8 protein-coding genes are annotated in these 12,170 nt (G+C 70.3%); 4 read left to right on the top strand and 4 right to left on the bottom strand.

Features of this window, described 5'->3' with window-relative positions:
• A partial coding sequence (locus tag D7X12_RS17600) for an OPT/YSL family transporter (protein ID WP_208719111.1) occupies positions 1-722 on the bottom strand: 722 nt, incomplete at its 3' end.
• A 222-nt stretch (positions 723-944) separates the two neighbouring features.
• On the opposite strand from D7X12_RS17600, the gene D7X12_RS17595 reads away from it, so the two are divergent.
• Complete coding sequence (locus D7X12_RS17595; protein ID WP_120626427.1) at positions 945-2,441, top strand: hypothetical protein; 1,497 nt, start codon at positions 945-947, stop codon at positions 2,439-2,441.
• Between the two features lie 22 nt (positions 2,442-2,463).
• Here the strand turns inward: D7X12_RS17595 and D7X12_RS44335 are convergent, their stop codons facing one another.
• Together D7X12_RS44335 and D7X12_RS17585 are read right to left on the bottom strand one after the other, a co-directional pair.
• Entirely contained in the window at positions 2,464-4,458 is a 1,995-nt protein-coding gene (locus tag D7X12_RS44335) for a HipA domain-containing protein (RefSeq protein ID WP_244224611.1), read from the bottom strand.
• A gap of 1 nt (position 4,459) precedes the next feature.
• Complete coding sequence (locus D7X12_RS17585; RefSeq protein ID WP_120626426.1) at positions 4,460-6,118, bottom strand: DUF262 domain-containing protein; 1,659 nt, start codon at positions 6,116-6,118, stop codon at positions 4,460-4,462.
• 168 nt (positions 6,119-6,286) lie between these two features.
• On the opposite strand from D7X12_RS17585, the gene D7X12_RS17580 reads away from it, so the two are divergent.
• Positions 6,287-8,197 (top strand): Hint domain-containing protein, encoded by a 1,911-nt coding sequence (locus D7X12_RS17580; RefSeq protein WP_147443705.1) that lies wholly within the window; start codon positions 6,287-6,289, stop codon positions 8,195-8,197.
• A 51-nt stretch (positions 8,198-8,248) separates the two neighbouring features.
• On the opposite strand, the gene D7X12_RS17575 is transcribed toward D7X12_RS17580, so the two are convergent.
• Positions 8,249-9,913, bottom strand: a complete 1,665-nt coding sequence (locus tag D7X12_RS17575) for an alpha-amylase family protein (protein ID WP_120626424.1) — start codon at positions 9,911-9,913, stop codon at positions 8,249-8,251.
• A 157-nt stretch (positions 9,914-10,070) separates the two neighbouring features.
• On the opposite strand from D7X12_RS17575, the gene D7X12_RS17570 reads away from it, so the two are divergent.
• Both D7X12_RS17570 and D7X12_RS17565 read left to right on the top strand, forming a co-directional pair.
• On the top strand, positions 10,071-11,033 hold the full coding sequence (locus D7X12_RS17570; protein ID WP_120626423.1) for a TIGR03885 family FMN-dependent LLM class oxidoreductase: 963 nt from the start codon (positions 10,071-10,073) through the stop codon (positions 11,031-11,033).
• Positions 11,034-11,057: 24 nt separating this feature from the next.
• The gene (locus D7X12_RS17565) at positions 11,058-12,161 is read left to right on the top strand and encodes a winged helix DNA-binding domain-containing protein (RefSeq protein WP_120626428.1); all 1,104 of its coding nucleotides are present in this window, start codon (positions 11,058-11,060) and stop codon (positions 12,159-12,161) included.
• The last annotated feature ends 9 nt before the right edge of the window (positions 12,162-12,170 follow it).

Below are 12,170 nucleotides of genomic sequence, written 5' to 3'. Positions count from 1 at the left end.
CCACCGAGCGTCCCCGGGAACGCCCACGCATAGGGCAGCCGCCCGAAGCCATCGCGCGCGAGCGTCAGCACCCCGGAGACCAGCCCCCCCAGCCCCAGCATGCGCAGGCGCGGCCGGGCATCCATCCCCCCCGCGTGCAGCGCGCGAGCGGTGGCCGCCGCGGCGGTGCCGGAGGCGAACGGGAGCTGCTCCCGGTCCACCAACTGCCGCTTGAGCGGCACGGCGAACAGGACGCCCAGCGCGGACAACAGGAACGTCCACGCCAGCAACGTCCACCCGGGCAGGTGGTGCCCCGTGGTGAGCAGCCACGCACCCTGCACGGACACGAGCGCGCCGCCCGTCGCGTACCCCGCCGACGACGCCACCGTCTGCGCGCACCCCAACTCCAACAGCGACAGGGGAGCGCCCGCGGCGCGGGGCACGGCGCGGCGCAGGGCCCCGTGCGTCGCGGACGCGAGCAGCGCGGCGGTGATGGCCACGCCGAACGCGACGCCCGTCTTCAGGCCCGCGTAGAGGTTGGTGGCGCAGGTGAGCACGCCCAGCCCCGCGCCCAGCGCCACCGCGCGCAGCGTCAACTGGGGCATGCGGTCGCCCTGGTACACGCGCGTGAGCCAGAACGTGTCCGCGTCCTGCTGCGTCGCACCGGGGATGCGCAGCAGCGTCAGCGAGGCATCGGTGGGCGAGTCCCCGGCGGGGGCGTCGCGGGGAGCGGGGGAAGGCATGGACGGCGCGCATCCTCCCCGTTCGTAACCTCGCGCGCCACAATCCCCGCCCCCTTGTAGCCGTTCAGGTCTCAATTCCTGTCATGCCAGGGGCCGCGTCAGTCCTTGGCAATCACAGGCATGAACGTTGCTACCCTGAAATCCCGCACGGTCCTGCTCTCCTCGTCACGCATCCGGCTGAAGCGACCGCGTCCACCGCAGTCCCCACGACAGAGGAAGAGCATGACCCACCGAATCCACCGGTCCCGCCTGGGATCCGCCCTGAAGCTGGGCACCGTGTTGTCGCTCGCCTGGAGCGGCGCGGCCTTCGCGCAGACGTACCCGCAGGGCGTCGGGGACGGCTTCGTGCTGCCCACGGAGCCCGTGTCGCCCAGCACCGGCCTGCAGACGTGGGTTGCCGCCAACTACCCCATCCCGGGCATCCGCCCGTACGACCAGACCGGCGCCGACCGCTACTTCGCCACCACGTTCCCCAACCTCACGCAGAACGGGCGCATCTGTGGCGCCGCCCTGCGGATGACGGTCCGCAACGGCGGCGCCAATGACAGCATGGGGTTGTGGTTCGTCGGCCCGGGCGGCACCTTCGTCGCCACGGGCTGGGGCGAGTCGCTCGTCAACCTGGGCATTCCCTTCCCGAACACGGGCACCGTCGTGCTCAACCTGGCCGCGCTGCCGGGCACGGGCGTCACCAACCTCATCCCTACGCTCAACGCCCAGGGCTTCCTGGACATCATCGTGCAGGACGACAGCGCGGTGGACTCGGCCACGCTGGTCATCACCCCCTGCCGCAGGGACGTCTTCATCAAGGACATCCCGGCCGACGTGGGCGTGGAGCCGGGCGCCTATGGCGGCACCCCCATCTGGATGAGCCCGGACATCCGCGTCTGCACGACGCCCGGCTGCGTGGGCAACCAGAACCCCGAGTTCGGCCAGACGAACTACGTCTACGTGAAGCTCAACAACGTGGGCACGCCCTCCGCCCCCACGCCCCAGCCGACCACGGGCACGCTGCGCGTCTACTACACGGGCTCCGGTGGCGCGGCGCTCTGGCCCTCCAGCTGGGCGACCATCAACAGCATCACGGTCAGCATCCCCCCGGGCGTCACGGAGATCATGGTGCCGTGGAACAGCGTCCCGGCCCCGGGCCACTACTGCCTGCTGGCCCGCTGGGACTCGCCGGCGTTCGATCCGATGACGTTCCCGGAGCTCCTCAACTCCAACACCCTGCTCAACACGGAGCGCAACAACAACCTCGCGTGGCGCAACGTGAACGTGGTGAACCTGTCGCCGCTGCGGCCCGCGGCGACGTTCGACTTCCGCGTGCTCAACGTCCTGGCCCAGCGCGCGACGCTGCTGGACCTCCTGGTGCGCGTCCCCGGCCAGGCGTCCTTCATCAGCCGGGGTGAGGTGCTGCTGAAGGTGCCCGCGGAGCTGTGGCAGACCTGGTCCCGCAAGGGCGAGGGCTTCGAGGTGGTGGGCGACGGCCTGCTGCGCATCACCAACCCGGGCGGCGCGCGGCTCATCGGCCTGACGCTCGGCGCCGGCAAGGAGGCCCACTTCACCCTCAACCTGAAGGCCCAGGCGGGCACCGCGGCGGAGAAGTTCGAGCTGCAGCTCGTCCAGCTCTCGGAGACCGAGGAGTCCAAGGGCCAGGTCGTCGAAGTGGGCGGCGTGGGCTTCGACATCAACGTGGGCCCCGACGCCCCGAACGGCAAGTAGTCACAGGCCCCTGCCGCGCGCCTCACGCTTCGCGCAGCAGGTAGAACACGTAGCCGTAGCTGTCGCCGTGGCGGCGGTACAGGCCCACCTCCTGTTCCGCCGCCGCGATGACCTCGCGCAGCGCGGCGTCCGCCGTCGGTCGCAGCCGTTCGATGCGCTGGAGCAGCGGCGTGTAGTAGTCGTCCCACCACGCGGACGCGGGCAGCGTGAAGGTGTCCAGCACGCGGTAGCCCGCGGCCTCCGCGGCAGCGCGGTTGGCTTCCACGGACGCCATGGACGGGTACGCACCCGACCAGAAGCGGACCGCCTCCGGAGGCCGCACGTCCGTGAGCCACGAGCACTCGGTGACGGCCACCTGCCCGCCGGGCGCGAGCAGCGGCCTCCAACGGCGCAGGCCCGCTTCGAAGCCCATCACGTAGATGGCGCCCTCGGACCACAGCAGGTCCACCGACGCCGGGGGCAGCGCCAGCGCTCCCATGTCCTCCTGGCGCGTCACGATGGCGTCCGACAGGCCCTGCTCGCGCGCCTCGCGCTCCAGCCGGTCCAGGTACGGCCGGTGCAGGTCCACGGCGGTGACGCGGGTGCCCAGCGTCCGCGCGAGCACGAGCGTCTGCCGGCCGGTGCCGGAGCCCAGGTCGAGCACACGCGGCGAGGGCGGCAGCGGGGCCAGCCGGCGCAGCGCCTCGCGGGTGCAGTCATCGCTGCCGGGGCCCAGGCGGGGCAGCTCGTTGTAGAGGGTGAAGAAGGCGTTGGCCGTCTGGCGCAGCTCGCCCGCGCTGCGCTTCACGCCGCCCTGGAGCAGCGGCACCTTCTTCCAATGCTCCTCGATGCGCTGTTTGAACAGCTCCGGCATGGGCAGGTCCGCGCGCAGCGTGGACCAGGTGTCGAGCGCGGACTCGACGGCGCCCTTCACCACCGGCAACACGTCCTCGTCGGACAGCCCCAGCTTGCGCGCCAGCCGCTCGAAGCTCTGGAGCGACACCTCGTCGAAGCGCTTGGACTTCGCCAGGTTCAGCGCCAGCTGGTCCTGCGGCATGTACTGGATGGTGGAGACGAAGTCGTACGCGGGCGACAGCGTGGGGCGGGTGCCGTCCGGGTAGAAGAGCGACCAGTTCTTGTGGTGCGCGTCGCCGTTGCCGCACGCGATGATGAACACCAGCCGCCGCAGGAACTCCTGGAGCGCGTCCAGGCCCGCGACCTTCAGGAGCACGTTGGCGATGGTCTCGTAGTTGTACTTCTTGTACTTCTCATCCGAGTACAGCCCCAGCACCTGCGCCAGGTCCTCCATGTGCACGCGCTGCCCGGGCGAAGGCCGATCAAAGCGGCGGATGGCGTACGCCAGGTCCTCGCGCAGGGTGATGCCTTCGGGCAGGCCGTGCAGGTCGGAGACCTTGAGCAGCTGCATCTCCGGCACGTCGATGCCGGTGGCGCGGGCCCACGTCATCACGGACAGCTCGTTCTCCGGCACGCGGTCGTAGCGGTTGTCCGGCAGCTTGACGATCCAGTCCCCGCCCTTGCCCCCCATGGGCAGCGTCATGCCCCGGTCGCGGCGCAGCATGGAGAACTTGAGCTGCACGCCCGCGAGCGAGAAGCGCAGCGGTTCGCCCTCCGACAGCGTGGCTTCGGTGGGCGCGTCCACGAGCGGCGCGTGGCGAGCAGGCAGCTCGCCCGCGGGCCGGACGATGACGGCGCCGGAGAGGTCCTCGCCCAGGTGGGCGATGAAGAAGAACTCGCGCTGCCGGGCGATCTGCTCGCGCTCGGAGATGAGGTCGCGCAGCGGGCCTTCGGGCAGGAGGTTGGAGAAGAACGGGGGCAGCCGCATGCGGCTGGTGTGCCGGCGCGACAGGTCGTCCTCGAAGAACTGGCCCAGCACGGGGCGCGGATAGCGCTGGCGGTAGTCCTCGGAGAGGCTGAACTCGATGCGCTCGTCCGCGAGCAGCGTGAGCGTGCCGACGTGCACGTCGCCCACCAGGACGTCGAGGATGCCGGTGGTGGACGCGGGAGGCGTGGGGTCCATGTCAGTCTTCTCCGTCGTCGATGATCATCGACTGGAGGGAGGGGCGGTCCGAGTCGTCCCAGCGCGTCCGGGCTTCGATGAACTGGCGCAGCACGGGTTCCAGCACCTTCTGCCGCTCGAGGATGAAGCTCCGCTGACGGCCCGGCTGGACCAGCGCCATCAACGCCGCCAGGGAGAGGGCGTGGCTGCGGAGGATCTCCTCTCCAGGCAGGGGCCGGTCCTCCTGCGACTCCTGCAGCGGGGGATGGAAGAGGTAGTTGAAGGCCAGGTCGCCCACCATCTGCAACGACCGCACGCCCGGGTAGACGGACGGCTTCAACTCGAAGAGCTCCGACATGGAGAGCATGGGCACGAACCCATCCCCTTCCGTCTCCAGCAGCGCCCCGGCATCCAGCACCGCCCCGGTGAAGAGGTTGCGGGGCTGGAGGGACAGCAGCACGGCGCGCACCACCATGGGGGGGACCACCCCTTCCGTGTTGGGGATGACGGGCATGCCGGGCTCCAACCACCACCGGATGGGCGGCGGCGGGACCTGGGCCAGCAGGGCCTGGATGGACCGCTCCTCGTCGGAGCGGATGGCGGCGAAGACCTCCAGGGCCTCGCCAGGCTCCAGCACCCAGCCACCAAAGACGACGTGCCGCCACACCCAGCGCGCCAACAGCTCCCGGGAGCGCGGGGACGGCTCCGGGTGCAGCTGGAAGAAGCGCGTCAGCAGCACCAGCGAGTTCTCCGGCGCGGGCAGCAGCTTGAGGTGCGGGATGAACGCATCGCGCTTGAGGAAGACGATGGCGTCGCGCAGCGCGCGCTCCGTGCGTTGGACGGTCTCCGTGAAGTCGTCGTCCTGGCGCAGCTGCTGCTGGTAGCCGCGCGTGAAGTCCAGGCCGCGCACCGCCAGCACCGCGCGCAGCAAGAGCGACTCCGGCACGGCGCCAAAGCCCAGCTCCCGCAGCCCCTGCGTCACCGACTCCAGGCTGAGCGAGCGCGAGCCCACGTACAGCGCGTTGAAGACCTCCTCGTCGGTGAGGGGCCGGCCCGCGGTGTTGAGGCGCTTGAAGATGATGCGCAGCACCTTCTCATCGGTGGTGTCCACGACGTAGGCGGGCACCTGGTACTCGCGGATGGCCTTGCCCAGGCGGATGGCGGCGCGAATGTGCTCCGGGTGCGCTTCCCGGCCGGGGTAGCGGTTGAGCCAGTTGAGCAGCGACTCGCTGTCCAGCACCTCGTTCATCGGCAGCCAGTGCGGCGGGGGCGCGTCGTCCCCGGACGGCGGCTGCAGCTCCTCCGTCTCCAGGTCGAAGTACAGGTGGAAGTCGTCGCGCCCCGGCTCGTCGCCATAGGCCGGGTGCAGGAGCACGCCCGCGAGCGCCGTCACCCGCTGCTGCCCGTCCACCGCCCACAGCCCCTGGCTGGTGGACGGCGCGTCGATGCGCACGGGCCCGAAGCTCACGCTCGCGGCCGGAGCCTCGCGCCGCCAGAACAGCAGCGTCCCGATGGGGTAGCCCCGGTACACGCTGTCCAGCAGGTCGCGCACGTCGGCGGCGGTCCACCGCAGCGGGCGCTGGAAGTCGGGGATGCGCACCTCGCCGCGCCGCACGCGGTCGAGCAGGTCCTCGATGCTGAACGACTTCGTCTCCGGGCGCCGCGTCAGCAGGGAGGGCATCACGGGTCTCCTCCCCCGGGTCTGTAGCCCGGATCCGCGCCGGGACGAAGCACCTCGGCGGCCCTGGAAACCTCCATTTCACAAACCCTTCACGCCTTTCGCATGTACACTCCGAGTGAACCCATACCGACTCATGGTGAGCGGAGAAATGGGTTCAGGAGTTATCCGATGCTCCCTGCTTCTCCCCGCTGGAAGTCCCTTGCGCTGTCGGCGATGGCGCTCACGACGCCGCTGTTGTCCGGCTGCACCGCCGAACCGACGCGCGAGGCGCCCCCGGCCGCCGTGCAACAGGAGCGGGCCACCGACTCCTTGAAGATGGCGAAGCTGTACAGCCAGTGGCGCCAGGACCACGCCGGCACGCAGATGCCGCTCGACCTGGGGGACACGGACCAGTACGCCTTCCTGATGAAGCGGCTGGAGGCGGCGGGCAACACCCCGGCCAACTCCCCGCGGCTGTTCTCCAGCCTGTCGCAGCGGCGCGAGCGCGTGCTCGCCGAGCGCGCCAGCGGCACCGTGACGGCGGCCCAGACGACCCCCGCCGAGTGGTGCGGCCACCTGCTGCCCCTGGAGGAGGTCGCGCACGGCACCAGCAAGACGACCTTCGAGGGCTCGGGCTTCATCACCTGCGCGGGCGGGTCGGACTACTCGTACGTGGACTTCAACGCCTACTCCACGACGCCGGAGCGGCAGGAGTTCCAGCTGCTGGCCACCACCGCCACGGAGGCCTACCTGGCGAAGACGCTGGAGACGGATCCGCTGGACGTGGTGCTGGACGCCGGGCCGGACCGGGTCCTGTTCTACGACTCGGTGGCCATGGCGTATGACGAGGCCAGCGGCCGGATGGAGACGTACTACTCCACCGCGGACACCACGGTGCTGCTGCTGCCCCCGGGCCTCCAGTTCGAGCACCCGCGCGAGCTCATCGGCAGCAACCTCGCGGGCAACGCCATCCGCACCTGCCTGGAGCGCGGCTCGGCGACGGGCGCGCTGGACTGCGACTACGCCCTGGCGAACAAGAATCCCACGACGGGCGCCGTCACCGCCTTCGCGGGTGGCTACACCGGCGTGGCGGCGGTGGACTCCGCGGCCTCCCTCACGGCGGCCCGGTGGAAGCCCGACACGGCGGCCTACTGGGCCACGCCGGGCACGTTCAGCAGCGCCAAGCTGTACATCCCCGCGCGCGGCACCTACACGACGGGCCTGCCGTCGACCTGCACGGTGACGTCGGTGACGAGCGAGGTGAACGTCGTCCTCTTGAGCGCGGGCGGACGCTGCAGGGTGCTCAACATCCCGGCGGTCCCGGGCCAGACGGTGCTTTCGGGCAGCCTGCCGCTGGGCGCGTTCACCAACGCGTCGAGCATCCCGTTCAACGGCCTGATGGACCTGGGCACGGACTGCCTGGCCAACCAGCAGGACGTGGCGATGCAGACCTTCACCGTCGTGAACGCCACCTGCCCCAGGATTGGCGGGGGCTTCAGCCCCGTCAAGCGCCTGGGCTTCAACCGGCTCGCGGTGCTGGACTTCAAGAACAGCTGCCTCGCGGCGGGCACGCGCGTGCTGCGCGAGGATGGCCGGTCCGTGACGGTGGAGTCCGTGAAGGTCGGTGACCGGGTCCTCACGCACGTGGGCGGACGCGCGCTCACGGTGACCACCGTGACGAAGGGCACCGAGTCCCAGCCGCTGGTGCGTCTGAAGGCGGACAAGGGCCAGGACGTGCTCGTCACCCAGAAGCACCCGATGGTCAGCGCCAACCGCGGCGTCGTCGCGGCCGAAGCGCTGGCGGTGGGCGACGTGCTCGTCACGAAGAGCGGCAAGGCGACGCTGGCCTCGGTGGAGCGCGTGCCCTACGCGGGGCAGGTCTACAACCTGACCCTGGGCACCGACACGGAGCTGCTGAACGTGGGCGCCCAGGAGCACACGCTCATCGCCAACGGCTTCGTCGTGGGTGATGCGCGGATGCAGACCGACCTGGAGCGCCAGAAGCACAAGGCCGTCCCGGCGGACGTGTTCGCCGCGCTGCCCGCCGCGTGGCGCGTGGACTACCAGAACGAGCAGGCCCGCAAGGCCAGCCGTCCGTAGCCTCTGTTGAAACAGGGAGGACGCAATCGCTCCGTGCGGTTGCGTCCTCCCTCAGGGACGCGGCTCCACCTTGTGCTTGCGCGCGGGGTTCTGATGCCCCACGCGGAACCACCGGTAGCCATACCCCTCCAGCGTCAGGGTGTGGCGCTGGCCGTCCACCGGCTCCGAGTGGTCCTCCGTCAGCACGTTGTACAGGGGGCACGCCTCGTCGCCGCCCGGGTCCAGCTTCACGGTGCACGGGCGCGCCGACAGGTTATGCAACACCACCATCGCGTTGCCCTTCCAGTCGTAGCGCAGGGCCATCACGCCCTTGTTCCCCGTACGCAGGATGCGCCACGCGCCCCAGCCCAGCTCCGGGCACTCCTTGCGCGCGCGGATGATGCGCTCGGTCCAGTTGAGCTGCGAGGTCGGGTCGCACCGCTGCTGGGCCACGTTCACCTGGGCGAAGCCGAACGCCCCCTCCTCCACCAGCGGCTTCACCGGCGTCTGCGCCAGTGTGAAGCCGCCGTGCCGCTCCGGGCTCCACTGCATGGGCGTGCGCACCGCCTGCCGCTCCTTCAGCGCCAGGTTCTCCCCCATGCCCAGCTCGTCGCCGTACCAGAGCACCGGCGTCCCCGGCAGCGTGAACATCAGGCTGTACGCCAGCTCGATGCGGCGGCGGTCCCCGTCCAGCATCGAAGCGAAGCGGCGCCGCAGACCCCGGTCATACAGCTGCATGCCCTTGTCCGGCCCCAGCGCCTGGAACACCTCCGCCCGGTCCTTGTCCGACAGCCGGCCCAGGTCCAGCTCGTCGTGGTTGCGCAGGAAGTTCGCCCACTGCGCGGTGTGCGGCAGGTCCGGCGACGCCTTCAGCGCCTGGATGAGCGGCGTCGCATCCCCCCGCGTCAGCGACAGGTAGAAGTTCTGGTTGGCGAGGAAGTTGAACACGAGCTGCATCCGGTCGTTGTCACCGAAGAACTCCATCACCTCGTCCATGGTGACGTTCGCCTCCGCGAGCAGGATGGCGTCCCCCTTGCGCCACGAGAGGAACTCGCGCATCTCCTTCAAGAAGCCATACGGGTCCTCCACGCCGTGGTTCTTCAAGCCCTTCAGCTCCACGAGGAAGGGCACCGCGTCCACGCGGAAGCCGGACACGCCCAACTCCAGCCAGTAGCCCATCACCTTGAGGATCTGCTCGCGCACCTCCGGGTTCGCGACGTTGAGGTCGGGCTGGAAGTCGAAGAAGCGGTGGAAGTACCAGCCGCCCGCCTCCTTCACGTACGTCCACGTGGAGGGCTGCACGCCCGGGAAGACCATGCCCTTGTGGGCATCCTTGGGCTTCTTCTTCGCCCAGACGTAGTAGTCGTGGAACGGGCTGTCCGGGCCCTTGCGCGCGGACTGGAACCACGGGTGTTGATCCGACGTGTGGTTCACCACCAGGTCGATGATGACGCGGATGCCGTGCAGCTTCGCCTCGTGGGTGAAGGCCACGAAGTCGCCCAGGTCCCCCAGCCGAGGATCCACGCCGTAGTAGTCGCGGATGTCGTAGCCGTTGTCGCGGTTGGGCGTGGGTTGGAAGGGCATCAGCCACACGCAGGTGACGCCGAGGCCCGCCAGGTAGTCCAGCTTGCGCCGGAGCCCCACGAAGTCCCCCACGCCGTCGCCGTTGCCGTCCATGAACGTCTCGACGTCGAGGCAGTAGACGACCGCGTTCTTGTACCAGAGGTCTTCGATCATCCCGTCCCTTTAAGCACCCGCTCCCTCCCGGCAGCCCCCCGAACAGGAGGCCCGTGCGGAACCCCACACCCGGGGGCCGCGTGGATTTCATCAGCGAACACTCGCCACACGACGCGCCTCCCGGCCCCGCCCCTCCGGCCCCAGGTTTGAAGATCACATGGCACTCATCGGCTTCCACGCCTCGCACGAACAATTCCTGCCCAGTGAGCTGCTGCGCCTGTCCCGCAAGGCGGAGGCCGCGGGCTTCCAGGCCGCGCTCAACTCCGACCACTTCCACCCATGGACGGACTCGCAGGGCCAGAGCGGCTTCGCGTGGTCCTTCATGGGCGCGGCGCTCGCCACCACCGGCCTGTCCTTCGGCGTGGTGAACGCGCCCGGCCAGCGCTACCACCCGGCCATCGTCGCGCAGGCGCTCGCCACGCTGAACGAGATGTTCCCCGCGCGGGCCTGGACGGCGCTCGGCAGCGGCCAGTACCTCAACGAGGCCATCACCGGCACGGGCTGGCCCGCCAAGGATCTGCGCAACGCGCGCCTCAAGGAGTGCGTGGACGTGATGCGCGCCCTCTTCCGCGGAGAGACGGTCACCCACCGGGGGCTCATCACCGTGGAGGAGGCGAAGCTGTACACGCGCCCCCGCGAAGCCCCCATGCTGCTGGGCGCGGCCGTCACACCGAAGACGGCGGAGTGGGTGGGCAGCTGGGCGGACGGCCTGCTCACCACCGCGCGCCCCCCGGCCGAGCTGCGCCCGGTGGTGGAGGCCTTCCGCCGGGGCGGCGGCGACGGCAAGCCGATGTACCTCAAGGTGCAGCTCTCCTACGACGCGGACGAGGACCGGGCCCGCAAGGGGGCGCACGACCAGTGGGCGTCCAACATCTTCTCCAACGCCGTCCTCACCGACCTGCGCACGCCCGCGCAGTTCCAGCAGGCCGCCAGCGTCGTGCAGCCGCATGACCTGGACGGCCCCTTGCGCGTCTCCAGCAGCCTCCAGCAGCACGTGGACTGGCTGGGCGAGGACCTGCGCCTGGGCTTCGAGCGGCTGTACCTGCACAACGTCAACCGCGAGCAGGACGCCTTCATTGAAGCGTTCGGCGCGAAGGTGATTCCGGCCCTCACGCGCTGAAGCGCCCTGGCTATGCTCGGGCGCATGCCCACCGAAGTGCTGTCCTCCCAGGCCCTCAACCGCGCCACGCTCGCGCGGCAATTGCTGCTCACGCGCGAGAAGCTGCCGGCGACGCGCGCGGTGGAGCACCTCGTCGGCCTCCAGGCCCAGCTCGCGCGGCCTCCGTACCTGGCCCTCTGGTCGCGCCTCCAGGGCTTCCAGCGCGAGCAGCTCACGAAGCTCGCGCTCAAGAAGGACGTGGTGCGCGGCACGATGATGCGCGGCACCATCCACCTGATGTCCGCGAAGGACTACCTGCGCTACCGCGACCTGTACCGGCCCATGCTCACCGCCGCGATGCACAGCGTGCTGCGCGAGCGCGCCACGGCGCTGGACGTGCCCGCGCTGCTCGCCACCGCGAAGCCCTTCCTCGACGAAGCGCCCCGCACCTTCGAGGAGGTGCGCGAGTACCTGCTCCAGCACCACGTGGACGGCGACGAGCGGGCCATGGGCTTCGCCGCGCGCATGCTGCTGCCCCTCATCCAGGTGCCCGAGGAGGGGCTGGACTGGGGCTGGCCGGGCAACGCGGGCTTCACGCTGGCCGAGTCCTGGCTGGGCAAGCCGCTGGACACCGACGAGGACGCGTCGCCGCTGGTGCTGCGCTACCTGGCCGCCTTCGGGCCCGCCACGGTGGCGGACATGCAGACGTGGTCCGGCCTCAAGCCGCTGAAGGCCGCCTTCGAGAAGGTGCGCGAGCAGCTGGTGGAGTTCCGCGACGAGAAGAAGCGCGTCCTCTTTGATGTGCCCAAGGCCCCGCGTCCCCCGGAGGACACGCCCGCCCCGGTGCGCTTCCTGCCGGACTACGACAACCTCATCCTCGCCCACGCCGACCGCACCCGCGTCGTCACCGACGAACAGCGCAAGGCCATGTACACCGGCAACCTGCGCGTGCAGCCGGTGTTCCTGGTGGACGGCCGCGTCGCGGGCATGTGGTCCACCGAGCGCAAGAAGGCCAGCGCGACGCTCGTGTGCAAGCCCTTCGGGCCGCTCAAGAAGCCCGCGCGCGACGCCCTCACCCAGGAGGGCGAGGACGTCCTGCGCTTCACCGAACCGGACGCTGGCACCCTCGCGGTGAAGTTCGAGAAGTGACGGCGGCCC

This window comes from Corallococcus sicarius, from assembly GCF_003611735.1.
Lineage (GTDB): Bacteria > Myxococcota > Myxococcia > Myxococcales > Myxococcaceae > Corallococcus > Corallococcus sicarius.
This window is presented reverse-complemented; position numbering and strand designations above follow the sequence as displayed.